The sequence below is a fragment of the Acinetobacter sp. CAU_H_29a_1 genome, from assembly GCF_058599505.1.
This window is the reverse complement of the sequence record NZ_CM178655.1, coordinates 2,764,865-2,789,915: the sequence shown is the minus strand read 5'-3', so window position 1 is coordinate 2,789,915 and position 25,051 is coordinate 2,764,865. Positions and strand designations below refer to the sequence as shown.

At 42.8% G+C, this 25,051-nt stretch carries 23 protein-coding genes and 1 other RNA gene; 19 read left to right on the top strand and 5 right to left on the bottom strand.

Going from position 1 to position 25,051, the window contains the following annotated elements:
- Position 1 precedes the first annotated feature (1 nt).
- Positions 2-691: a YggS family pyridoxal phosphate-dependent enzyme gene (locus AC4MDD_RS14060; protein WP_491881903.1), complete on the top strand. Its 690-nt coding sequence runs from the start codon at positions 2-4 to the stop codon at positions 689-691.
- Between the two features lie 183 nt (positions 692-874).
- Positions 875-1,609 (top strand): hypothetical protein, encoded by a 735-nt coding sequence (locus AC4MDD_RS14055; protein WP_279691566.1) that lies wholly within the window; start codon positions 875-877, stop codon positions 1,607-1,609.
- 115 nt (positions 1,610-1,724) lie between these two features.
- Here the strand turns inward: AC4MDD_RS14055 and AC4MDD_RS14050 are convergent, their stop codons facing one another.
- Both AC4MDD_RS14050 and AC4MDD_RS14045 read right to left on the bottom strand, forming a co-directional pair.
- Complete coding sequence (locus AC4MDD_RS14050; RefSeq protein ID WP_491881902.1) at positions 1,725-5,321, bottom strand: AAA family ATPase; 3,597 nt, start codon at positions 5,319-5,321, stop codon at positions 1,725-1,727.
- Between the two features lie 9 nt (positions 5,322-5,330).
- Complete coding sequence (locus tag AC4MDD_RS14045; RefSeq protein WP_279691562.1) at positions 5,331-6,584, bottom strand: exonuclease SbcCD subunit D; 1,254 nt, start codon at positions 6,582-6,584, stop codon at positions 5,331-5,333.
- Between the two features lie 397 nt (positions 6,585-6,981).
- Here AC4MDD_RS14045 and AC4MDD_RS14040 point away from each other — a divergent pair, with 397 nt between their 5' ends.
- The 3 genes from AC4MDD_RS14040 to AC4MDD_RS14030 all read left to right on the top strand — a co-directional run bounded on the left by AC4MDD_RS14040 (position 6,982) and on the right by AC4MDD_RS14030 (position 9,710).
- Positions 6,982-7,959: a GGDEF domain-containing protein gene (locus AC4MDD_RS14040; protein ID WP_279670588.1), complete on the top strand. Its 978-nt coding sequence runs from the start codon at positions 6,982-6,984 to the stop codon at positions 7,957-7,959.
- Between the two features lie 334 nt (positions 7,960-8,293).
- Positions 8,294-8,740 (top strand): ABZJ_00895 family protein, encoded by a 447-nt coding sequence (locus AC4MDD_RS14035; protein WP_279691560.1) that lies wholly within the window; start codon positions 8,294-8,296, stop codon positions 8,738-8,740.
- Between the two features lie 58 nt (positions 8,741-8,798).
- Positions 8,799-9,710 (top strand): TIGR01777 family oxidoreductase, encoded by a 912-nt coding sequence (locus tag AC4MDD_RS14030; protein WP_279691558.1) that lies wholly within the window; start codon positions 8,799-8,801, stop codon positions 9,708-9,710.
- 16 nt (positions 9,711-9,726) lie between these two features.
- Here the strand turns inward: AC4MDD_RS14030 and thiO are convergent, their stop codons facing one another.
- The gene (thiO, locus tag AC4MDD_RS14025) at positions 9,727-10,836 is read right to left on the bottom strand and encodes a glycine oxidase ThiO (protein ID WP_491881901.1); all 1,110 of its coding nucleotides are present in this window, start codon (positions 10,834-10,836) and stop codon (positions 9,727-9,729) included.
- Between the two features lie 27 nt (positions 10,837-10,863).
- Positions 10,864-11,877 (bottom strand): porphobilinogen synthase, encoded by a 1,014-nt coding sequence (gene hemB / locus AC4MDD_RS14020; protein ID WP_005400146.1) that lies wholly within the window; start codon positions 11,875-11,877, stop codon positions 10,864-10,866.
- Between the two features lie 108 nt (positions 11,878-11,985).
- Between hemB and AC4MDD_RS14015 the strand changes: the two genes are divergently transcribed.
- From AC4MDD_RS14015 to AC4MDD_RS14005, 3 genes are all read left to right on the top strand, one after another.
- Positions 11,986-12,483, top strand: coding sequence for a thioesterase family protein (locus AC4MDD_RS14015; RefSeq protein WP_004694841.1), 498 nt, complete (start codon positions 11,986-11,988; stop codon positions 12,481-12,483).
- Between the two features lie 247 nt (positions 12,484-12,730).
- Positions 12,731-13,882, top strand: a complete 1,152-nt coding sequence (locus tag AC4MDD_RS14010) for an HlyD family secretion protein (protein ID WP_114837481.1) — start codon at positions 12,731-12,733, stop codon at positions 13,880-13,882.
- A gap of 6 nt (positions 13,883-13,888) precedes the next feature.
- Entirely contained in the window at positions 13,889-15,418 is a 1,530-nt protein-coding gene (locus AC4MDD_RS14005) for a DHA2 family efflux MFS transporter permease subunit (protein WP_491881900.1), read from the top strand.
- Positions 15,419-15,512: 94 nt separating this feature from the next.
- Here the strand turns inward: AC4MDD_RS14005 and glpK are convergent, their stop codons facing one another.
- On the bottom strand, positions 15,513-16,997 hold the full coding sequence (glpK, locus tag AC4MDD_RS14000; protein ID WP_114836979.1) for a glycerol kinase GlpK: 1,485 nt from the start codon (positions 16,995-16,997) through the stop codon (positions 15,513-15,515).
- Between the two features lie 130 nt (positions 16,998-17,127).
- Here glpK and ssrA point away from each other — a divergent pair.
- The 11 genes from ssrA (at position 17,128) to AC4MDD_RS13945 (ending at position 24,864) form a co-directional block, all read left to right on the top strand.
- Positions 17,128-17,486, top strand: a transfer-messenger RNA (tmRNA) gene (gene ssrA, locus AC4MDD_RS13995).
- A gap of 179 nt (positions 17,487-17,665) precedes the next feature.
- Positions 17,666-18,895: a tyrosine-type recombinase/integrase gene (locus AC4MDD_RS13990; RefSeq protein ID WP_491881899.1), complete on the top strand. Its 1,230-nt coding sequence runs from the start codon at positions 17,666-17,668 to the stop codon at positions 18,893-18,895.
- A 147-nt stretch (positions 18,896-19,042) separates the two neighbouring features.
- Positions 19,043-20,161, top strand: a complete 1,119-nt coding sequence (locus AC4MDD_RS13985) for a hypothetical protein (protein WP_491881898.1) — start codon at positions 19,043-19,045, stop codon at positions 20,159-20,161.
- A gap of 130 nt (positions 20,162-20,291) precedes the next feature.
- A complete protein-coding gene (locus AC4MDD_RS13980; protein WP_491881897.1) occupies positions 20,292-20,507 on the top strand; it encodes a transcriptional regulator in 216 nt (71 codons plus the stop codon).
- A gap of 3 nt (positions 20,508-20,510) precedes the next feature.
- Positions 20,511-20,729 (top strand): helix-turn-helix domain-containing protein, encoded by a 219-nt coding sequence (locus AC4MDD_RS13975; RefSeq protein ID WP_491881896.1) that lies wholly within the window; start codon positions 20,511-20,513, stop codon positions 20,727-20,729.
- A complete protein-coding gene (locus AC4MDD_RS13970) occupies positions 20,726-21,232 on the top strand; it encodes a BRO-N domain-containing protein (RefSeq protein WP_491881895.1) in 507 nt (168 codons plus the stop codon). Before AC4MDD_RS13975 ends, AC4MDD_RS13970 begins: the two co-directional genes overlap by 4 nt.
- Positions 21,225-21,593, top strand: a complete 369-nt coding sequence (locus AC4MDD_RS13965) for a hypothetical protein (RefSeq protein WP_491881894.1) — start codon at positions 21,225-21,227, stop codon at positions 21,591-21,593. The genes AC4MDD_RS13970 and AC4MDD_RS13965 overlap by 8 nt, the downstream gene beginning before the upstream one ends.
- Before the next feature lie 9 nt (positions 21,594-21,602).
- Positions 21,603-21,845: a hypothetical protein gene (locus tag AC4MDD_RS13960; protein WP_491881893.1), complete on the top strand. Its 243-nt coding sequence runs from the start codon at positions 21,603-21,605 to the stop codon at positions 21,843-21,845.
- On the top strand, positions 21,842-22,147 hold the full coding sequence (locus tag AC4MDD_RS13955; RefSeq protein ID WP_491881892.1) for a hypothetical protein: 306 nt from the start codon (positions 21,842-21,844) through the stop codon (positions 22,145-22,147). The genes AC4MDD_RS13960 and AC4MDD_RS13955 overlap by 4 nt, the downstream gene beginning before the upstream one ends.
- On the top strand, positions 22,140-22,442 hold the full coding sequence (locus AC4MDD_RS13950) for a hypothetical protein (protein ID WP_491881891.1): 303 nt from the start codon (positions 22,140-22,142) through the stop codon (positions 22,440-22,442). Before AC4MDD_RS13955 ends, AC4MDD_RS13950 begins: the two co-directional genes overlap by 8 nt.
- Positions 22,435-24,864 (top strand): DUF927 domain-containing protein, encoded by a 2,430-nt coding sequence (locus tag AC4MDD_RS13945; protein ID WP_491881890.1) that lies wholly within the window; start codon positions 22,435-22,437, stop codon positions 24,862-24,864. The genes AC4MDD_RS13950 and AC4MDD_RS13945 overlap by 8 nt, the downstream gene beginning before the upstream one ends.
- The last annotated feature ends 187 nt before the right edge of the window (positions 24,865-25,051 follow it).

Sequence of the window (25,051 nt, the reverse complement as noted above, 5' to 3'; positions counted from 1 at the left end):
AATGAATATCTTGCAAAATTCACGTCAATACGTGTTATCCCAAATTAAACAGGCCTGCGAAATTTCAGGGCGTGACGTGGAGTCTGTAGAACTTTTGGCGGTTTCTAAAACACATCCGAGCGAAGTGTTACGAGACATGTACGCTTGTGGTCAACGCGCCTTTGGTGAGAACTACCTACAAGAGGCTTTGCAGAAGATAGAGGCGCTACAAGATTTAGAGATCGAATGGCATTTTATTGGGCATGTACAACGCAATAAAACCAAACATTTGGCTGAAAAATTTGCATGGGTGCATGGAGTTGATCGTTTAATTATTGCAGAGCGTTTATCGGCGCAGCGTCTGATAACACAACCACCATTAAATCTTTGTCTACAGGTCAATATCGATGCTCAAGACAGCAAAGATGGCTGCCAACCTGACGAGGTTGCTGAGTTGGTAAAAAGTATCAGTCAGTTGCCTCACATCAAGCTGCGTGGTTTGATGGTGATTCCTGCACCGAACAATACCCAAGCCTTTAAGGCCGCGAAAGTGTTATTTGACCAAGTGAAAGAGCTGCATGTACATCCTGAAGACTGGGATACCTTAAGCATGGGCATGTCAGGCGATATGGTCGATGCGATTGCAGCTGGGTCGACTATGGTTCGCGTTGGAACTGCCTTGTTCGGAGCGAGAGATTATTCACAGCATTAAGTCTAAATAGGGCATCTTGTGCTTAAAGGCAGTGAGAAGCGCTTAACTTACAATTATATAAAACTAATAGGCTGCTGAAAAAATAGGCTTAATTTAAACTCATGAATTGAACCGTCTATAGATTAGACAGATGAACAATGATTGCCTGACAACGATAAAAATTGCATTTAGGATGAGGCCAAAATGAAAAAACTCTATTTATTTATCTCCCTGCTTTTGAGCTTATTTGTGGCAGCTTGTAGTAGTACAAATACCAAAATGAGTGAGATGAGTGCGGAATCTACGGTTCAGAATGCTCAGGTCGCTAAAAGTGAAAAATTAGGCACCAAGTGGGGTGATGAGATTAGTTCAAACGTCACGGAAGTCAATTTAAAACGCTTATCCAGTAGCCCAATTGCTGAATCACAAGTTCGCTATGCCAGCAAAAAATATGTGGGTAAGGCCGTGAACAGTCTGTCATTGGCCGCTGGAAAGATCAGTTTTTCGATTGTAGATGATGCGCAGCGTCCACTGCCTTTATTCCGAGATGGTCAGCAGTATTATTTATCTGGTAAAGATGGACAAAGTTATCAACTCAAATACCAAAACCATAGCAATAGCACGTTTGAAGTGGTTGCCAGTGTCGATGGTTTAGATGTTATTGATGGACGTGCAGCATCACGTAGCAATTCAGGTTATGTGCTTCGTCCACAGGGGGAGTTGATTGTTGAAGGCTTCCGTAAGAGTGACTCTGCGGTGGCATCTTTTACCTTTAGTCGACCGGAAGATGCCTATGCTGCAAACTCAGATCATGGTTCCATCCAAAATACAGGTGTGATTGGTACTGTGATTTACCCGCTACAGTCTGTGGCGACTACAGACAAAGCAGTAGATGCATCTAAATATGCGCCTCCACCAAAAGCATTCCCAGCGGATTAAAGCATTCGTTTGGATCTCACAGGGAGCACTTACATTAAGTAAGATGCTCCCTTTATTTTTAACTGAGAGATGGTGTCTTAAAACAAATCCAACTTTGACTTTCAAAAATCTAAAATTATCCCACTACCTCAATGGTACTGGCACCTGCGCCCAAAGCTTTGACTTGGATTTGCACAGGAATACGCTCATGCATTTCTTGGATGTGTGAAATCAGCACCACTTTACGACCTTGATTCTGTAATTGGTCGAGAGCATTCATGACCATGTGCAGGGACGATGCATCTAAAGTTCCAAAGCCTTCATCAATAAATAGAGATTCGATTTTCATTGACCCTGAGGCCATATTGGCAATGGCAAGAGATAGGGCAAGGGCAGTCAGGAAAGACTCGCCCCCAGAAAGTGATGCAACGGAGCGGGTCTCTCCATCCATATCATGATCAATAATAGCTAGACTCAGCGAATGCTCTAAACGCTTTAAGGTATAACGCTGTGAGAGTTGGTTGAGCTGTTGGTTGGCATGTTCCAGTAAAATATCGAGATTATATTGCTGCGCATAATCACGGAATTTTTTGCCAGTGGCATCTCCCATGAGGCCTGAAATTTTCCCCCAACGGTGTTCTTCCTGTTGTATGGCTTGAATCTGATCTGCAAATTGCTTTTGTTTTGCGACATTTTGCTGATGCAACTCAAGTTTAAGTTTGAGCTGATCGCGTATTTCAAGTTGTGTTTGCAGTGCTGTTTGATGCTCCTGCATTTGCTGTTGTAACTGTGCTGGGTCAATTTCAGGTTGATGGCCCAGATGTTCACTCAACTGCTCTTGCATGGTTTTCAATGCAGCATGTGCTTCATTTACTAGGCGTTCTGCATGCTGTAATTTCTGACGGATGTGTTGTTCCTGAGCCGAGCTAATTTGAGCCAGTGCATCTAAATCAGGCTTATGGAAATCAGGGTGCGCATTGAGCCAGTGTTGAAGGGTATTTTCTACTTGATTGGCACTGGTCTGATTCTGCTGCAACTGTGCTTTAAGCTGTTCTAGCTGATTTTTTTCCTGTTCGAATTGATGGCGCAATTGCTCAAAATGCTGTTTCAGCTGTTGATAATGGCTTTGCGTCTGCTGGCGATGTTGATCGTGCTGGATGAGCCACTCATTGGCTTTGATTTCAGTTAAGCCTGTCATTTGTTGGATTAATTGATTGGCTATTTCTGTATTTTGCTGTCCTCTTTGTTTGATCTCACTGAGCTGCTTGTTGGTTTCAGCGATGTGCCTACTGGTATTTTCGATATTCAGTTGATTGGTCTTGAACTGTTGCGTGGTTTGTTCGCGTTGCTGACGCCCTTGTTCCAACTGTTCCAGTTGTTGTGAACGGGTATTTAGACGTATCAAGATTTGCTGAGCGGTTTGGGGGGGCTGCTGTTGCCAAGCTGTTTTCTCAGCCTCAGAGAAGCACTGCACGATATGCTGAACTTGGTTGTGCAAACCGTTCGCTGTTTGTAGTAAATGTTCAATTTTTTGAATGTCTTGGATGCATTGTTGCTGGATTTTAATATTGTGTTGGAACTGCTCAGACTGTTGTTTGAGTTGTTGCAAATCCGAGTGATATTGCTCAGCCATTTGCATGAACTGAGTCTTCAACTCCGATGCTGTTAGGGTGAAGTCGAGCGCTATATTTGTCGTTTGACTGTGCTCGATTAACACGTGTTGCAAAGTACTAATTTTTTCAGAAAGTTGCTGAATTAAAGTTTGCCGTTGTTCTATTGCAGTATTCAGTTTAGTCAGCTGCTGCTGGGCGTATTGCCAGCCATCAAAGCAATTTTGTTCTTTCAGTGTTGCCTGTTGCTCCTGCTGTTGTTGAAGCTCAAACAGGGCCTTGGAGAGCGCAGTATCTTCCACTTTATAAGGATGTGAGGTACTGCCACAGACTAAACAGGGTTCGCCGTCTTGGAGTGCCGAGCGTAAATCTTCGATATTTTTAGCATGTAAAAGTCGTTGCTGTTGCAACACCTGTTGTAGCTGGATGCGTTCACTTTTGGCAGATTGAAAGGCTTGTTCTGCTTGTCGGCTATTGTGCTGCACGGCTTGAAGCTGTGTATTGGCATTGTCGAGCAGTACTTGCTGTTCTGTAGATTCAGCTTGTAGGTCAAAAAACTGCTGAATTTTCTGCTGAATCAGCTCGAATTGACTGAGCTGATTAATTTTCAACTCACGTTGTTGTTGTGTCTGCGCAATTTTGACTTCAAGTTGTTCGATCGTCCCGAACTGTTGAATCGACTGCTGTAATTGTTGTTTTTCTGATGCTAGCCGATGTTCCGCTTGAGCACGAGGCCCGAGTTGATGTTCAATTTTTTGATATTGATGAATGAACTGTTCTAGCTGTTGAGTATGGGCGCTGAGACCTTTGTCTAAGTTTACAAACTGTTGTGAGCTTTCCAGTTGCTGCTTACACTCGGTTTGCTGTCGATCAATATGTTGAATCAGCTGTTCAAGCTTTTGTTGTTGCTGAGTTAGGGGCAGCTTAGACTGCTCTAAAGCCTGCAATTTTTCCTGAACTTTCTTAAACTCAGCCCCAATAAAATCACGTTCTTGAATACATTTACGCACCTCATTCAATGCATCATGATGGGTACTTTCAAACTGTTGTAGTTCATTCACTGCTATTTCAGCTTGAGTAAATTGGGCTTTTTCACTTTCAAATTTAAGCTGTAAATGATCGAACAGTTGTTGCTGTTGTTGAATACGGGGCGTCAGTTGCTGCACCGTTTGCTGTAATTGTTGTTGTTGGAATACTACAGCACGAATTTCTGAAAAGATCTCCAAACGAGCCAAGTGTTCACGCTCAGGAGCTAAATCTTGTTGTAACTTGCTTTGCGTATTGAAGAGTTGTTGTTTGCTAATGATTTCACTGTCGAGTTTATGTTTGCGTTCGAACCATTGTTGTTGTTTTTCCAATTGCGACTTTTGAGCTTCAAGCTGTTTATAATCCCTGTCGCACTGCTGAAACTCTGTCGATAATGCAGTGACTTGTTCATCGGTTAACAGTTCAATATGACCCAGTACATTTTCCAGTTCTTTGCGCTGCGTGGCGACAGATTTGGTTTTTTCATATGCCAATTGACCAATTTTCCCAAAAATAGCGGAATTGGTCAGATATTCCAGCAATTCGCCGCGTTCATTGTCCCGTGCTTTTAAAAAAACAGTGACCTCAGATTGGGCCAATAAAACGGCACGAGTAAATTGTTCAAAACTGAGTTGAGTGATGCGTTTAATATTTTCATCGACGGCTTTGGCTTTATCCGCAACCACAACACCATCGGTGACACATTTTAAAGAGCGCTGCACACTTTGCAGTTTTCCGTCTGCTTTTTCCCGTGAACGTTTTAATTCCCAACGCGCGATATAGCGCTTTTGGTCTTGTGCAATAAAGCATAGCTCGGCATAGCCATGTGCAGTGCCACGACGCAGTACGGTCAAGGGGGAGTTGGTAAGTAGCTCTGAGCCATCGACATCTTGAAGTTTGCCATCACTGTCTTTTAGCCGTGGAATACGGTTAAACAATGCCAAGCACATGGCATCTAAAATGGTGGATTTACCTGCACCTGTTTTCCCTACAATGGCAATCAGACCTGCACTGGCTAAGGGATCACTTTCAAAATCAATCAAATGTTCGCCAGAAAGTGAAGCAAGGTTCTTAATTCGAATCGATAAAATATTCATACTAAACCTTTAAGCCTCGTGTTCATCTGCAAGGGATTGTTCTGCTTCACGCATTAAGCTCATAAAATCGTTCAACACTTCTGCATCATTGTGATAACCCTGTTTTTCCCAAATTTGCTGAAACAGTTTTTCTGGTGTAGGCGGTTCTAAACTTACTTTAGCGGGTGCATTGGGGTCTTGCTCAGTCGCTAAATATTGACGTGAAATACGGACTAAACGATAACGGTCTTTGGGTAGAGCCTCTTCGAATTGTTGTCTTAAATTGGGCTGCGGTGGAACAGTAGTATGGTATTCAATATCGACATATTCACGTTGATCAATCTCTGGGATGGCACCTTGAGGCAGTGCTTGCAGCTTTTCCAGTACTTCATTGAGTTCACCGCGTATTTTATGCAGTTGAATACTTCGTGGTATTGCTAAAACATTCAATTGAAAACGGGATGAATCGTTTTGTGTGGGATCAAGTGTCACTTCAACAATTTGATGTTTATAGTTAATTTCACTAAAAGATAGTGGAATCGGGGAGCCACTATAGCGGATATGCTCTTCACCGACTTTTTGAGGTTTATGCAAATGCCCGAGTGCCACATAGTCAATGATTTCATCAAATAATGTCGTGGAGAGTGCTTCTTCATTCCCAATTACTATAGGACGCTCAGAGTCAGAGGTTTCGCCGCCTTGCATATGTGCATGAGACATTAAAATCAGGGCTTGATCTGCTGTTTTGCGGGCTTTGGCCTCAGCAATCAGTTGTTGATGCAAATAGGCAATCGCATTTTGGCTATTGGTGGTGTGTTCATTAAAGCCTGTAATTTCAGCAGGACGTAAAAAGGGCAGGCTCAGACACCATGCCACAGTATTTTGTTGCTCATCTAAAATTGGCACCAATAAATGCTCAAGATCGATCTGCTGTTGGCTATTTTTATGAATCACTCCCACGGCTTTGGCATTGTATTTGGCCAGTAACGGTTCAACTTGTTCAATTCGGTAGCCTGAGTCGTGGTTGCCTGCAATCATCAGGGTTTGCATATGCGGTGCACGTGCATGCGCATCTGCTAAGAACTGATAGAGTTGCTTTTGTGCGGACGATGCAGGGTTGATGACATCGAAAATGTCTCCTGCAATCAAAAGCGCATTTGGCTGTCTTGCACTGATTTGTTCCAGTAACCATGCTAAAAACTGTTCATGTTCATACTGACGGGAATGGTTATAAAAAAACTGTCCCAAATGCCAATCAGATGTATGAAAAAAACGAACAGCCATAGATACCCCAAGCTCAAAGCGCAATAGAGCTATAAGCTAACATAAATCAAAATTATGCGATGGATAATTGTCGCTACGACGACAATCTTTGACCTGATAGTTGAGTGCCTATTTTTAAGTTGAATTGCACAGAAAAACTATTGAGCGATTATGTGAAAAAGAATGTGATGGGTTTATTTGATTAACACCATAGTAAAAAGATAAATTTTGATTAAAAAATGTTCTTTTAATGGGGTATTATGTAATTCTGTGAAATTGTATATCGTGTCGAAGTCGTAAATGAAATGTGAACATCGATCACGGATTCAATTTTGAGACTTTATAAGAATGATTTATGCAGAATGTCTAAAAAATAAGTTATGCCTTGAATAGGACAAGGTATAAGGAGAACATAACTATGTCTGATTCTATTTTCAGTTCGCCCCGTATTGTTAATGATCTGGTGTATAAGACGCTGATTGAATCAACACTTGCTATTCCTTGGAGTATTGATTGGGGTACCAAAAAGTTTAGTTATATTGGCCCACAAATTGAAAAAGTGCTGGGTTGGAAGCAAGACTCGTGGAGAACAGTCGAAGATTGGGCGATGCGAATGCATGAAAATGATCGTGCATGGGTGGTTGATTTTTGTGTGGCGCAGTCGATTTCTGGGGTTGATCATGAGGCGGATTATCGCGCACTGACCATAAATGGAGAATATATTTGGATTCGCGATGTGGTGCATGTAGTGCGCAAACCCAATGGGGAAGTCGATAGTTTGGTTGGATTTATGTTCGATATTTCGGAGCGTAAAAAACAGGAACAAGAGTTAGAAATACTGAAAAAACAACTGGAAGAATATTCGTATCAAGACGGTCTGACGGAGATTGCCAACCGTCGCTTCTTTGAAGATAGCTACCAACGTGAGTGGCTCAATGCCCAGCGTGAACAGCAACCTTTGACCCTCATGTTATTGGATATCGATTATTTTAAACAATACAACGATCATAATGGTCATCTTCTCGGTGATGCTTGTCTGAAACAAATTGCACAAATACTGAAAAAAAGTGTCTCAAGACCACGTGATTTGGTCGCACGTTTTGGCGGGGAAGAGTTTATTTTGATATTGCCTGATACAACACAAGCGTCTGCAATTGAAGTGGTGGAGCGTATTTTACAGAGTATCCGTACCGCTGATATTTGCCATAGTACATCACCATTGGATCAGCGTTTATCGGTCAGTTTAGGGGTGAAGACCATTATCCCAACGCAAAAAAATGACAAAATGGCCTTTTTAAAAGAGGTCGATCAGAATCTTTATTTGGCCAAAGAGCGGGGACGTAATGGTTATGTCATTCAGGATGCAGAAGACGTCCAGCACTTAAACTCATATTAACTTTTAAGGGCTTCTTGATCTATTGAGGTGAGGGAGCACTGAAAAATCAGTCCTCAAAAAAATAAAGACCGACGATTCGAGTGATGATGAAATCGTCGGTCAAAGAAAACTGCTTCACGCTTAAATGTCGGCTGCTGACAACATTTAAATTTGGAGCCAATCTTATTGCTCTAGGAAAGGTCACCGTACGTATTGTGGATGCCGGTACAATGTTGACGGTTGCTGCGACCTTGTACCCTATTTAACGCACATCAACTTCGATTGGTTGACATGAAAATGAAAAAAAACTGAATTTTTTTTATAATGATTTTTTGGCTGGGTTTAAAGTAGCGCTATGATTTCGCTAACACGATATTTTCTCTGGTTTTTTTTCATATGTTTTGTCTTTAGTTGTGTCTGTGGTGTACTCGCTGCTCTACTTCCGACAGGGATGGGAGCGGTATTAACGGCTGTACCTTATTTGGTGGCCATGATTTGGGTTTTACTTAAATTTATTAAGCAACAACGCCGTGCGCCAACCCAAGTAGAACGGAAAAAATTCACTTTAGGTTTTAGTTTGATTTTTTGGAGCTATAACTTTGCCTTTCTCATGTTAGGTTTATTTATCTTTGCGCAGGGAGATGCTGAAGTTTGGCAAAACTTTATGCTCTACGTCCAACAACCGCAATTTATCAGTATGGTGGTGATTCTGATTTTATTGATCGCGATTCCCCTGTATCTGCTGACGTACTGGTTTTATGGCAAACAAGCAGAGCGTATGGCAGCAAAAATAATCGATTAATCGTAAAGCTTTCTTCTAAATGCTATAGTTGATCAAAAGCATCATTTGAGATCACGCTATGCAAAAAGAACGTGTATTGGTGACAGGAGCAAGTGGTTTTATTGGTTCAAACTTGCTCGATTATTTATTAGAAAAAGATTATGAAGTGATCGGCTTAAGTCGACAGAAAAATTTGCCTAAAATTCACCCACATTTAACTTGGATTCGAGCTTTAGAAGAACTCAAGCATGATCGCATTGATTATGTGGTGAATTTGGCTGGGGAAAGTATTGCTCAGGGGCGTTGGACAGATGCCCGCAAACAAAAGCTGATCGCCAGTCGCGTTGAAATGACGACGATGCTCTATCAATATCTCGCTAAAAGAAAGATCAAACCGAAATGTATTATTTCAGGTTCAGCGGTGGGCTATTATGGTATCGATCCGACTGAACAATGGACAGAGTGTTGTAATGAGCAGTCAGCGCCGCAGTCTATTTTTATGTCAGAGTTGTGTCAAAAATGGGAACAATCTGCACGGCAAGACACATCGCAAAATACCAAAATTATCCGTTTAGGTGTGGTCTTTGGACGTGGGGCTGGCATTTTGCCGCAAATGTTGTTTCCGATCAAAATGAACTTATGTGGACGTATTGGTTTGGGGCGGCAACCTGTGGTGTGGGTGCATATTCAAGATGTACTGCGAGCGATTGAGTTTCTAATGTTGCATGAAACCACTGCACAAGTCTTTAATGTCGTCAGTCCAGAAAAAGTTACCCAGTCAGCATTTGCACAAACTGCAGCGCAAATTCTAAAACGTAGACCTGTACTTTCTTTACCCGCTTTTGTGTTGAAATTACTTTTAGGCGAGCAGTCTCAACTGGTGTTGAATGGTCAATTTATTCGCCCCGAAGCATTGAAAGCACAGGGATTTGAGTTTAAGTATCAGACTTTAAAAGAAGGATTGCTTCATCTCATTCAGCCCAAAGCCTGATTGTGGCGAAGCATCATCACGCAAAATGTGCTAAACGTTCTGGAGTATAGGCAGTCGCATCAACCGTTAAGTTTTGGCCTAACATCAATTCTCGTAGCAGTCGTGCAGATGCAGGCCCCATACATAGACCATTTCTATAGTGACCGAAGTTTGCCCAGAGATTGGCTATTTCAGGAAATGCTCCGATATAAGGGACGCCCGTTGGCGAACTTGGGCGTAGACCTGCCCAATGCTTCACAATTGGGAAATCGGCCAGTTCGGGCACCATGTCCAAACAGGCTTTATAAATATTTTGCTGGGTCTGTAGTGAAGGGCGTTGGTCAAAACCGACATCCGCCATGCTTGAACCACAAACGATATGACCGTCCAAACGTGGAATTAAATACATAACTTGATTCATACACATGGTTGGTAGCCAGTTTTCCGGGGTTTTAAACAGTAACATTTGCCCTTGTACGGGGTTCACTGGAATGCTGCACTGGAGTTGTTCGGACCAATGCTGTGACCATGCGCCTGTTGCAATCACTACATGATCTGCATGGTAGCTTTGTCCATCGGCAGTTTTTATCCCTTGAACTTTCTGATTGAGCATGTCAAAGGTATGTACCCACGCTTGCTCATGAAAGGTGACTTGTGGCTGCCGTTTGAGATATTCCACAATCGACTTGAGCAGTCGAGGATTACGGACATTGGCTAACTGTGGAAAATGGATAGCTTTTTGAAAGCGCGAAGAAATGCGCGGATTGACCTGTTCCAGTTGTTCGCGTTGCAAAAGTTCACAATGCTGCATCGGTTCTTGATGTTGGTTTTTATAATTTAGGCCAATGTCAAAATCAGCTTCATCAAAAATCAGCATACCTGTTTCGTGGATTTCAAAATCTATCCCCGAAACCGGACTAATTTTTTCATTCCATGCTTGATACATGCTTTTGCCATATTTGGCGAGGTCATTGACACTTTGTGCATAGCGCCATGGGTACATCGGGGAGAGAATCCCTCCACCTGCCCATGAAGCCGCTTGTCCCGCTTGCTGTTGGTCAAAAATCTCAACCGAACAACCGTGTTCAATCAGCTCAAGCGCTGTCAGTAAACCACTGATTCCTGCACCAATGATGGCAATATGCATTGAAATTCAATCCTTCTAAACAGGCTGTTACTTCATGTCTTTTAGTTTCAGTGCAGCTTCTTCTGCAAAATAGGTCCAGATACCATCTGCACCCGCGCGGCGACAGCTCATCAGTGATTCAATAATCACGCTGTCCGATAACCAGCCGTTTTGGATGGCCGCTGCGAGCATGGCATATTCGCCACTGACTTGGTAAACGAAAGTCGGCACACCGAAGTTATCTTTGACTTCACGGACAATGTCCAAATACGGCATACCCGGTTTCACAATCACCATGTCAGCCCCTTCTTGAATATCGAGGGCAATTTCATGTAATGCTTCTGCGCGGTTGCCGACATCCATTTGATAGTTGTATTTGTTGCCACCTTTAAGGTTGCTGGATGAACCGACCGCATCACGGAAAGGGCCATAGAAGCTCGACGCGTATTTTGCTGAATAGGCCATGATTGAGGTGTAGATATGACCATTGGCTTCAAAGGCTTGACGAATCGCCCCGATACGACCATCCATCATGTCACTTGGCGCAAAAATATCTGCTCCAGCTTCAGCGTGGCTTAACCCTTGTTTGATCAGTGCTTCAACGGTTTCGTCATTGAGTACATAACCTGTTTCATCAATGATACCGTCTTGACCATGCGTAGTATACGGGTCAAGTGCGCCATCGGTAATCAGCACCATTTCAGGTAATTCTTTTTTGAGCAGACGTAGCGTGTTTTGAACCACACCATCTTCACGCCATGCTGCTTCGGCACTTAAGCTTTTATCTTCTTGGGGAGTAACTGGAAATAACGCCAGTTTCGATACGCCAAGTTCAAGTAAACGTTCTGCTTTTTTTAAGAGTAAGTCCGCAGATAGGCGTTGCACCTTCGGCATACTGGGGATGTCTTGCGTCTGGTTCTGTCCCGGCAGTACAAATACTGGATAGATAAGATGATCTGTCGTTAAATGGGTCTCGCGAACCATAGAGCGCAGATGTTCATTTTTACGAATACGACGCATGCGAGTAGCGGGGAAGGCGGGACGATTGAACGTATAGGTCATACAAATCTCGATAATCGGTATTAAACTAGGTCAGTATTGTAGACCTATCTTATGGCTTTGGGCACATATTGACGGGTTTTTATTGTTTTAAGAGTGAAGCAGATTGTTATGAGTAGTGGTGAAAAAAGCTGGACGGGCAGCATACACTTAGGAGCAAAAGTGGATATTGATGTGGTTTTTGAGCAGTTGGTTAAGGCTTTTAATGCGTCGCCATTTTTTAAGCACAACACCATGACTATGCGAGTCGTTGACGGGCAAATTGAAGCCTATATCGATATGCAAGATTACTTAATTGGCAATGTTGCGTTCCAAATTTTACATGGTGGCGTGGCTGCAACGGTTTTGGACAGTATTGGTGGCATTGTAGCGATGGGGGAACTGTATAAAAAAGCGGAACCTGACACGATTGCGGACACCATTAAAAAAGTATCCCGTTTAGCTACAGTGGATATGCGGGTCGATTATCTCGCGCCGGGACGGGGAAAGTACTTTATTGCCCGTGCTGAAACCCTAAGATTAGGGCGTAAAGGCTGTACCATGCGCATGACCATGGTCAATGATGAAGGCAAATCGATTGCCACAGCTATTGCTTCTTATGCTTATTAGTTTTAAATTAATTAAGTATTTAATATTCAAGTGAAATTTATAGCATCTAATAGGAAGTTGGATGCTAAAAACTAAAATAGACTGAGCAGTTACAATTTATTTTCTCAAAATGTGATTATTTGCTCTTAGAATGCATCAAATTTTATTGTGACTTTCTCATCGACACCAATGCAGACAATACTTGTCTGATGTCCCTTTCGCAGGGATGATGCCGGCTGACCAAGTCTGTTAGATTTAGGAAAAATCAATGACAGATGCCTCAAATACACTGCCAGATACTGATCCAGCCGATCAAATCAATGATCAAGCACTGAAAGCCAAACGTAAGAAAAGCTTAGGTTTCGTGGCTATGATCCTGATCATTGCTGCCATTTTATTCTTGATTTGGAAACTGTTCTTTAACCATTCGGTTTCAACTGATAATGCTTATGTGGGCGCAGAAACGGCCTCGATTACCTCTATGGTGACAGGCCAAGTTGAAAAAGTGTTGGTCAGTGACACGCAAACTGTAAAGCAAGGCGATGTGTTGGTTTTGGTCGATCATCGTGATGCTGAAATTGCTGTAGCCCAAGCTCAGGCCGAATTACTTAAAGCGCAGCGCCAGTATAAACAAAGTGCGGCCAACAGTAGCTCTCTAAACTCGCAAGTCTTTGTAAGTGATGACGCCATTCATAGTGCTGAAGCACAAGTGGCTAAAGCCAAAGCGGAGTTGGATAAAGCGCAAGATGATTTGAACCGTCGTCAGCAGTTGAGTGCGACAGGCGCGATTTCTAAAGAAGAATTAAGCACGGCACAAGCTGCTTTAAATAATGCGCAAGCAGGCTATAACTTGGCGCAAGCGGGTTTGGCGCAGGCTAAATCCAGTCAGAAAGCTGCACAAAGCAATTTGGCTGCAAATGAAGCCTTAATTAAAGGCAGCAATGAAAATTCGACCCCCGATGTTTTGGTTGCTCAAGCAAAACTAAAACAAGCTTTACTTGATTTAGAGCGTACTGAAATTAAAGCACCATTTGATGGGGTGGTGACGAGCCGAAAAATTCAAGTTGGACAGCGTGTCGCACCGGGTTCGGTGCTCATGGTGGTGGTGCCAATTTCACAGTTATATGTCGACGCGAACTTTAAAGAAAGCCAGCTTGAAAATGTACGCCCCGGTCAAAAGGCCGTTTTAACCTCAGACCTCTATGGCGACTCAGTTGAGTTCCATGGCATGGTCTTGGGCTTTTCCGGTGGAACAGGTTCTGCCTTCGCGCTGATTCCTGCACAAAATGCCACCGGTAACTGGATTAAAGTGGTACAGCGTTTGCCTGTACGTATTCAACTTGACCCGAAAGAGTTGGCTGAACATCCTTTACGTGTTGGCTTGTCGATGGAAGCTCAAATCGATTTGAAATCGAAGTAGTTGCGCATGAATAGCTACGTTCCCTATGGTGACTTAAAGGGTGGTCGCCTGATGCTGGCGGCTTTCGTCCTTGCTTTGGCCAACTTTATGGTCGTGCTGGACATGACCATTGCCAATGTTTCTGTGCCTCATATTACGGGAAGCCTTGCAGTATCGAGTTCGCAAGGGACATGGGTGATTACCTCTTATGCTGTGGCTGAAGCGATTTGTGTCCCTTTAACAGGCTGGCTCGCAGGTCGTTTTGGTGGCGTGAGGGTTTTTACCTTAAGTCTGATTGGCTTCACCATATTTTCGGTACTGTGTGGTTTATCGACAAGTTTAGAAATGTTGGTTTTCTGCCGAATTGGTCAAGGTTTATTTGGTGGCCCGATCATGCCGCTCAGTCAGATGTTACTGATGCGGATTTTCCCTCCAGAAAAGCAATCCCAAGCGATGGGCATGTGGGCAATGACGACAGTGGTTGGCCCGATTCTTGGTCCAATTTTAGGCGGAACCATCAGTGACAACATGTCTTGGCATTGGATTTTCTTTATTAATATTCCTGTTGGTATCGCATGTGCTTTTGCAGCGATGCGTCTGCTTAAACCTGCGGAAACCGCAACGGCCAAACTCAAAATTGATCGCGGTGGATTGATCCTCCTGATTTTATGGATTGGGGCATTACAGCTCATGCTCGATCTGGGGCATGAACGCGACTGGTTTAATAGCCCTGCGATCGTGATACTGGCTTTAACGGCTGTGATTGGCTTGGTGATTTTTACCATTTGGGAGCTGACCGAACGGCATCCAGTGGTGAATATTCAAATCTTTAGATACCGTAGCTTCACGATTTCTGTCTTGGCACTGGCCTTTGGCTTTGGCGCATTTTTTGGCAGTATTGTACTGATTCCGCAGTGGTTACAGATCAATTTGGGCTATACCGCAACTTGGGCCGGTTATTTAACCGCAACCATGGGTTTTGGTAGTTTAGCTATGTCACCTATTGTGGCGAAATTAGCAACCAAATATGACCAACGTGCCCTGGCCAGTTTTGGCTTGAGTATCTTGGGCGGGGTAACCTTGATGCGCTCGTTCTGGACTACCGATGCAGACTTTTTTGCATTGGCATTACCGCAAATCTTGCAGGGCTTTGCTGTGCCATTTTTCTTTATCCCATTATCAAACATGGCGCTGTCATCGGTATTGCCGCATGAAATGGCATCTGCCGCAGGTTTAATGAACTTCTTAAGAACTATGGCAGGGGCGATAGGCGCCTCTATTGCTGTCACTATTTGGGACGACCATACCAAAGTTGCACGTAGCGAAATGGTCGGCAGTTTGCATACAGATCAAACCCAGTCGGTGTTGATGCAGCAGGGAATGAGCGCGGAAGGTGCATTAGGCTATATTTCTAGTGTAGTGGATAAAGAAGCATTGACCTTGTCGGCAAACTATATTTTCCTGATCTTGGCCTTGGTGTTTCTATTTGCAGCATCCATTATTTGGCTCTGTCCTAAACCTAAAATAGGGGCAGGCGGTGGCGGACATGCGCATTAGGGTAGTAAAAAACCGCTTTTAGAAGCGGTTTTTTATTATGTATGTTATGCCGTTTTATGATGTTTTGAGATATCAAAACAATAGCGTTAAATAATCAAAGTTCTGACTTTGCGCGTTTCAAGGCAGATTGCCATTGTTGTAAGTGAAATTCACGTTGATCTGGACTCATTTTTGGTTCAAAAGCACGTTCAAGCTGCCAAGACTGTGCAATTTCATCCAAACTTGAAAATACGCCACACCTTAAGCCTGCCATGGCCGCTGCGCCCCATGCGGTCGACTCTTGCATCTTAGGGCGTAGTACAGGCACATTTAAAATATCGGCTTGAAATTGCATAAGCATGTCATTTTGACTGGCACCACCATCGACGCGGAGCTCTTTCAGCGGCTGCTGAATATCGGCTTGCATGGCGGTCAGTACATCCGAAACTTGAAAGGCAATGGATTCTAAGGCTGCACGGGCGATATGGGCCTTATTGGTGCCGCGAGACATTCCACATAATAGGGCACGCGCTTCACTGTCCCAATGTGGTGCACCGAGTCCAGTAAATGCCGGAACCAGCATGACGCCATCGGTATCTTGAACTGTACAAGCTAATTTTTCAACATCGCTACTTTTTTGAATAATGCCTAAATTATCCCGTAACCACTGAACAATCGCACCTGCCATAAATACACTGCCTTCTAGGGCATAAGTGGTTTGATGTTGCGTTTTCCAACCCAGTGTCGAAAGCAGTTTGTTTTTACTGTATTGAACGGTCTCGCCTGTATTGAACAGCATAAAACAACCTGTGCCATAGGTGTTTTTTGCAGTCCCAATGTCAAAACAGGACTGTCCAAATAGTGCAGACTGCTGGTCGCCTAATATGCCTGTGATCGGAATATTGGCACCGAGCAAGCCTGCCGCGGTATCTGCGACGTAGGTGTCTGAGTTGATGATTTTCGGCAGTAATGCAGACGGAATATTAAATAAATCTAATAGCTCTTCATCCCACTGCTGGGTACTTAAGTTCATGAGCATGGTGCGAGAAGCATTGCTGACTTCGATGACATGTTGAGCACCTTGGGTAAGATTCCAAATCAGCCAACTATCAATCGTGCCAAAGGCCACATGCCCCTGTTCAGCCAGTCTGCGTAGACCATTGACATGCTCAAGTAACCAGACCAGTTTTCCTGCACTAAAGTAAGGGTCAATTCGGAGTCCAGTTTTGGATTGAATCTTATCTTTTAAGTTTTGCTGTAGGAGCTGATTACACCATTCAAATGCGCGACGGTCTTGCCAGATAATGGCTGGTGCAAGCGGCTGTCCTGTACGTTTATCCCATACGACAGTCGTTTCTCTTTGGTTAGTAAGACCAATTGCTTTGATGTCTTTGGCTAAAATACGAGCAGAAGCCAGAGCCTGCTGTACAACAGCAATTTGTGAGCTCCAAATCTCTTGGGCATCTTGTTCTACCCAGCCTGATTGGGGGGTATGTATACGTGTTTCGCGTTGCGCCGTTGCCTGAACTTGACCTTGTTCATTGAAAATAATGGCACGACTCGAAGTGGTTCCTTGGTCGAGTGCAAGTAAGTAGCTCATAAATTATTTTATTGTTGGACTTGAAAACCAAAATATTAGCGCAATTATGTAATTAAGCGCATCAATATGTGTGTTTGTTTAGAAAATAGATCGTATTTTCTAGCAACTATGCTATGATTGCCGCTACTTTGGGGGTGTTTCTGGCTTCGACGCTGGTGATGAAACTCATAGATGCATGTCGAGAGCGCATTTTCTCTCGTAAATCAAATTTGCATTTTTTAGTCGCAAACGACGAATCATACGCTCTAGCTGCCTAAGGGCAGCTTGTCCGCCTCTCCGAATACTTGTGGTTAGAGAGTCCGACTGAAGCGCACGCACACAAGTCCGTATAAAACCAAGCCTCGGGGTTTTGTACTAAATTAAGAGGATCGCGATTTGTACCCTGTTCGTCGGGTCACAAAGAGTTAAAACAATAGACGATATCTAAGCATGTAGTATTCTCGAGCGTAGTGCTGGCGGACGCGGGTTCAACTCCCGCCACCTCCACCAAATACCTAACAAAACATACCCAAATATGTTTTAAATAGTAGATGAAAGGCTTGAATCTAAAGGGTTCAAGCCTTTTTTCTTGCCTAAACATAACCAAATATAACTAGCTACAGTGTACATGCACCGTGTACACTGTCTTGTACATTGCAAGATTTATTGAATCCGTTGGTGTACAAGCCATGAAAAGAACAGAAATTAAACGTAGACCGTTATCAGATACCGTACTAGCTAACCTAGAGCCTGAATCAAAAGAGTATCGGGAGCTGGACGGCGACGGCTTATATTTCCGTGTAAAGCCTGATGGTAAAAAAGCATGGTTATTCAGATATAAAAAAGCTGATGGTAAATGGTCATGGCTTGGGATAGGTACTTATCCTGAACTGTCAGGCAAAGGCGCAAGAAAAAAAGCATCTGAGATAGTCCAAGACATTTCGCACGGCGATAATCCAATCATCACCAAACAAGAACGCAAGCGCAAAGAGCTTGAGCAGAATAACGCTACCTTTGAAGTATTAGCACGTGAATGGCTGGACACAAAAGCAAATACTTGGGTACAGGACACCATGACCCGAAATAAGAGTGCATTAGAAAAACATATATTCCCAATTTTCGGCAAACGCTTGTACACCACAATCAAACCGATTGAATGGATGAATCATTTAAAAGGTATTCAACAAAAGCAGGGCATCTATGAACAAGTAAATCGAGTTCGTGCCATGTGTCGCGATATATACGATTTTGCAAAGGTGACAGGCCGTATTGATTACAACCCAGTTGAAGGCATCCAAAAATACCTACAGCAAGGTATTAAGCAAAATATGTCCCATGTGAGTGAACAGGAATTACCAGCACTACTTAGAGCCATCAATAATTATCCAACTATGGACGTTCGGATGGGATTGCAGCTTTTAGCTATGTTGTTCTGCCGACCTACCGAGCTAAGAGAAGCCAAGTGGCAAGAGTTCGACCTAGATCAAGGGGTGTGGAATATACCAGCCGAGCGTATGAAGAAACGCCGTGAGCATATCGTCCCTTTGTCTACTCAAGCATTGGCAATATTAAAAGAGTTGCAGACCTACCAAACTAATTCAGATTATTTATTTCCGAGCAGATCGGATAAAAGTAAGCCAAAGTCAGACACCGTTTTTATTATGGCCTTACGCCGTATGGGGTATGAGGGCAGACAGACACCGCATGGATTTAGGCATATCGCCAGCACCTTATTAAACAATCGTGGTTTTGATGAACGTCATATCGAAGCAGCACTGGCACACGTAAAGGACGGTGTAGCAGGGGTGTATAACAAGGCTCAATATTTAGACGACAGAGCAAGCATGATGCAATGGTATGCGAACCATTTAGAAGAAATTGCGGATCAGAGCATTATTCAATTTAAAAAGGCGAAGTGACAAGACTTGTCGCAGCAATTGCCACTAAATGCACAAATATAGGGAAATATAGATTATATTTAGTTTGCTAGGTATAGGAGGCATCCGACAAGCAAGTACCCAACTTGTTTACCTAGCAACTTTTTGGGGGTGCTGTGGGAGGCATGTATGGAACAAGGAATATTTGGCGAAGTTAATTTATTTGCAGATCAAGATGAAAAAAATGGGAAGTATATAAATGCTATTGATGCAATTGAGCTGATTAAATTTAAAACAGAAAATCAAGTACCTGATGTTTGTAGATTTTTAATGCTAAAGGGATTTAATTATTCTACCCAAACATATAAAAAAGACTATTTAGGTCGAATCTTGACTAACGACAGCAGAATAGAGGATATTCCGTTTGAGGACTGGTCAATAACAAGTGATATTTTAAAAAAGGGATTAGAGAATTTTAAGTATTCAGGGAATAGATATTCTGATAACTACGAAAAAGCCGACTATGAGCATTACTATTGGCTAAAATCTGATTTTTTTAACTTTGAAGCAATCCAAAAACTCAATATCACCCCTGATGATTACAGTAATTTTCTAATATCGAAAGTTATGTTATGGGGAAGTAAGAGAAAAAAAGATACCTTTATAGAGGAAATGGAAAAACTTGATGAGTGCGAGTTACAGGCCAAAAATAAAATAATACCACTACTTTATAAAAAGCCTTTATTAACCTTTCATGAGGCAGCTTGCATCATGACTGGGTATGACCCCCAGTATGTTGAGCAATGTCAAAATGACACCAATTTTAAGCAGAATTTTTCTAATTATTTAGGGGCTTACGATTATATAAGCACTTGTATAGATGCTCAGATGCTTAGTTATGATAGTTATAGCAATCGACTATGTGCCAGTGAATTTAAGCAGTTTTTAGCAAAAGATGGCGAATTTATTGATGGCTTTAATGATGAATTAAGGCATTCAGAAGTAAGCCATATAGATCAAAACTCTACCGATGATGACAGAACAATAGAACAGCTAAAAAAAGAAAATGAAAGACTGAAAGCAGAACTTGAACAAGTAACTCCAATACACCCAGCACTTGACCCAGCACATAAGAATTATGCACCTGAATTATTGTTAGCAGTACAGGCATGGGAGGCTAAATACTTAGAAAATGAATATCCACATCAAGAGCACACCCCAGCTATAACCAATATTCTAAAAAACAAAAAAGTCACACAAGTAAATCTTGTCAAAAGAATTTGCGCTATAACAAATCCCAAAAAATAATTGTTTTACATAGGTTTAAGGAGGGGTGTCACTTAAAGGTGTCACCTTTTTTTATACAGGTGCTACTTGCATGACACCTTAGAAAATCTGTTTTTATGCCCTAACAATATTTAGCTATGTAGGTGCATAAATGACTATCAAACCAATCCGCGTTCAATTCAAAACAGCTTGTGAGCTACTGGACATAAGCCGTGAATCATTGCGCCATATCGTGCGTACTGATACAGCATTTCCACGACCAATCAAAACAGGGGATACCAAACAAGCACCAGTCTATTTTGACTATGCCGAGCTTGTAGAGTGGCACAACAACCAAAAACAAAGCCTTGCAGCTATGGAGGCTTAAACAATGAATAACACCCAATTAAAACAAGTCCTAGCATACCTCAAGCAAGGCAAAACCATTTCACAGGCCGAGGCTATCGACCTTTTTAACTGTTATCGCCTGAGCGCAATCATTCAGCGTTTACGCAATGCAGGCTATGACATTGTGACCCATAACGAGCGCAATAATTCAGGCATTGGCAGACATGCACGTTATGAACTTATTAAGCAGGTGGCAGCATGAACCCATCTATTTTTAATTTTAATGAACACGGCGTTCGGATTGTCCTAGATGACTGTAAAGAACCGTGGTTTTGTTTGACCGATGTTTATAAGTCTTTAGATATAAGCCGTACATCACGACTATTTCGTGAGTTAGATTCAAAGGGTGTGGCGGATTGCCACATCCCGACAAATGGCGGTACTCAAAAGCTCAAGTTTATCAATGAGCCAAATCTATACCGCATTATCTTTCGTTCTAATAAGCCTCAAGCATTGAGCTTTCAAGACTGGGTATTTGCTGAGGTATTGCCGAGCATCCGCAAGACTGGGAGTTATGTAGCACGGCAGACCGCTTATGAAGAATTAAACCGCCTATGTATGCAAGAAAAAGTTTCTAAGGACAAAGGTACATTTCACAGCTTAGGTATGCACCGCCGTAAACACGAAAAGCATTTAAACGCCGTCCGCATTGAAACATGCAAAGCAAATTTACAGCTAACTTTTGAGGGGGTAGACAATGAATAAATATGTAAACCCTGAGTTTTTCAAAGCTTTTGCCCATTACAAAGCAATGCGCGAGCAGTACGGAGAACACCACCCCATCACAGAGCAGGCACTCATTTTGACAATGCACTACACGCCTGAGCATATCAAAGAAGAAATGCACCAAAAGGCCAAAGAGTTAAACCTACTACCACCGCCAAGCGGTTATACGGATGACGGCGAACCTATGTACCAGTTAGAGGACATTGCAAAGCATTTCGGCATTAGCTTTGAAGAAGCAGAACAGCGTTTATTGCAGATGATGGATAACCGCCAGCAGGTCGGCTTATCAAATGATGGCGTTTTGATTAATTCAGATATTCATATCAATCGTGTGCAGTGAGGTGAAATCATGAAAGATTTTGTATTGGCTTCATATCGCACTAACACCGAGGCAGATATTGAGGCAGATTTAATCGTAAACAATGAGGCTTGTAGTTTTATTGAACTAATCACCGTAGGCGGTGGAGTTCAGGCCATTGATGACGGCATGAAGCAACTTATGCAAAACCCTCAAGCTACTGGCGTTATGGTGCTGCATGGGGAGAGCTTACAGCAGCTTATTGATGCTTACTTGAAAGGGGCGGAAGCATGAAAAATAAATCATTCAATATTGCTAACATGCCCAAGTATGGTTATATTAATCGGGCTTTGAGCAAAATCTCAAAGTTAGCTTTGGTCGGCTATGATTCAAACGGCGCACAGTCCGCAAGGGCTTTTTTTGTGCGTAATATCTCTATGCGTTCGCATGTTATGGCGGAGCTGGAGAGGGACACTTTCGAGTGTGTAGGTATCCGTTTGAGCCTATCGACCAACCCTTTTCAGCTTTGCCACCCTCACTTGGTCGTGAATGGTAAAGCTCCCTTAGATTCAAACGGAGCGCATTATCATGCCTAATCAAATCAATTCTACAAATACACCTAAAAAATACGATGCTGGTGATTTGGCTGACGTGTATAGCGAAATGCTGGAACGCAGTGAATCCATCGGCTATATGCTGCAAGTTCTGCAAAATGAAATAACCCTACTGCCAAAACTCAAAGGATTGGAAGAAGTCTATTTTCAATCAATAACGCGGTGTTTTGGTGTACTTGAGCAACTAAGCTACAACAACATGCAGAAATTGGCACAAGGCGAGAAACGACTGAGTGCAGAATGGGAGAAAATGAAAGGGGGTAGCCACAATGCTTGATTATGACCACCCCAAAGAACTAATAACACCCAAAACCATTTTAAACGAATGCACACAGCTTGTATCGTTTAATGATGCTTATTCATCACATCCATTAATACAGCGTTTTGGCAGTCCTGAGCAGCCGATTTATGTTGATGATGGCAATGTGGATATAAACGGCGTTACCTATGCACAGCCTTTAATTATGCCTATCTATGATGGGCAAATGGAGCTTGTACAGTGTGCTGTCATGCAAGATGGGCAGCGTGTGGCCGTCATGCCTGATGGATTGGCTAGAGGCTTTGCAAGGTATGGCGATTTTGACCATGCCCAGCCTGTCATTATCACATACAGCCTAGAGGCATTCTTTAAGGTCGCACAGACTGGCTACGCCGTTGTATTGGTGCTACTGCCTACCCTATGCAGCAACCATAAAACAGAACTCAAGCCGTATGATTTTGAACAAATACAGTTCGTTATTAACCAGCTATCACAGGCAGGCTATAAGCAGCTTTATTTACCTGTCCGAATTGAGCAAATGCACCTTGAGCCATTTAAAAAGCTGGAGCAAAACACGGCGGTTAGGCTGCTATGCCAGTATTTAAGAATCGGTGTAAATCAGTTCGAGATTGGATTAAGTCAGGATGAAAGTGTAAGTGAGGTGCTGGCGTTTATTGAGGAAGCTATTGAGGCTTTACCCGAAAAGACCAGTCTACCCAAAGGCCATTTAGCCAAGCCGTTTAAATATGGTGACGGTGTATTTCATCTCCTTGAAAATGGCTTGTATTACATTGAACAAACCAAAGAGGACGAATTGAGGCGTTATATCTCAAGTCCTATTAATGTGCTGGCACAAACAAGGGACACGACTAATAACGCATGGGGTCGCTTGTTAGAATGGTATGACGCCGATGGAGTTAAACATATTCAAGCGCTATCTATGGAGCTATTCCAGTCGGACGGTGTAGAGCTACGCAAAGCCTTAGCTTATCAAGGAGTGATTATTGCACCTGATGGCAGAGCAAGGAATTTACTGCAAAGCTATTTAATGAGTTATCCGACGGATGCTAGGGCGTTATGTGTTGACCGCGTGGGATGGCACGACAATATATTTGTATTGCCTAATAAGCAGATCGGACAGCATGAAAATAATGAATTAATCGTTTATCAAGCTACTCAGGGGGTCGATAGTAATTATCAAAGCAACAGCACTTTGGAGCATTGGAAAAATAATATTTCTATCCCTATTGCCACCCATAGCAAATTAGTTGTCGCGCTGAGTTCCGCATTTGCTGGGCAATTGCTTGCGCCACTGGAGCAGCAGAACGGCGCTGGCGTTCACTTCAAAGGGCAATCATCAAAAGGCAAGACAACGGCCTTATATGTTGGGTGCAGTGTATGGGGTAAACCTAGCAAATATCATAAAACATGGAAATCAACAGGCAATGCTTTAGAACATACAGCTTATATGCACAATGACGGTTTTTTAGCATTGGACGAGATAGGGGAAGTTACCAACCCTAAAGAGCTGGGTAATATCGTTTATATGCTGGCAAATGGTAAAGGCAAAGGACGTATGACAAAGCAAATAACCGCTAAACCGTCCTATGAGTGGAAAGTCATTTTTCTGTCTACTGGCGAAAAGAGTTTAAAAGAAATCATGCAGGAAAGCGGACAAAAGACCAAGCTGGGTCAGGAAATCCGCCTGATTGATATTGATATAAGTAATTGCGAACATGGGCTATTTGATCAGGTCGACTTTGCCGAAAGTGCTGCAAAGCAATCTAGGTTATTAGTGGAGCGTTCCAATCAATCCTACGGCGTTGCAGGTATGGCATGGCTTGAATACCTCACTAGTGACAAGGAAAGCACCATAAATCAAGCCAAGAAGCTACTTGAGCAATACAACCTTGAATTGGTAGCAGGTCACAGCCAAGGTCATATTGTACGAGTGGCAAACGCTTTTGCCCTGATTGCAGCAGCGGGAGAGCTTGCTACACAAGCAGGGATTACAGGATGGCAAACAGGTACAGCATTTAACGCCGTGAAAACTGTTTTTAATGATTGGGTCAATAGCTTTGAGTATGTTGGAGATTATGAAAACCGTGAATATATCCTACATGTTAAGGCATTTTTTGAAGCAAATGAATCAAGCCGATTTGAGTCTATTACTCCCGACCCCGACCATATCGAAAAGATTATCAACCGAGTTGGTTACTGGAAAATAGAAAACGGCGAAAAGTTGTTTCTTGTACTGCCTGAACAGTTCAAAAATGAAGTGTGCAAAAGCCTTGATAGCCGAAAAGTTGCAAAGGCTTTATTGATTCAAGAATTGTTAGAACATGACACAGGAAAAAATACAAAGACAGTTCGCCTACCAAGTCGAAGCAAGGCTATTCGAGTTTATGCAGTAAAGGACGCTATTTTTAGTTGGGAATAGTAAAAACACAGGGCAACAAAGGCAACAAGGGCAACAACCTTATGAATAAAGGCTTTGAGCATGTTGCCCATAGAGAAACGCAAAAGGCAACAAAGGCAACAAATTAAGATTTACCTCAAATGTTGCCCATGTTGCCCAAGTGGAAAAAAAGAGGCAACAGCCTGAAACGCTTTGATAGCAAGCATGT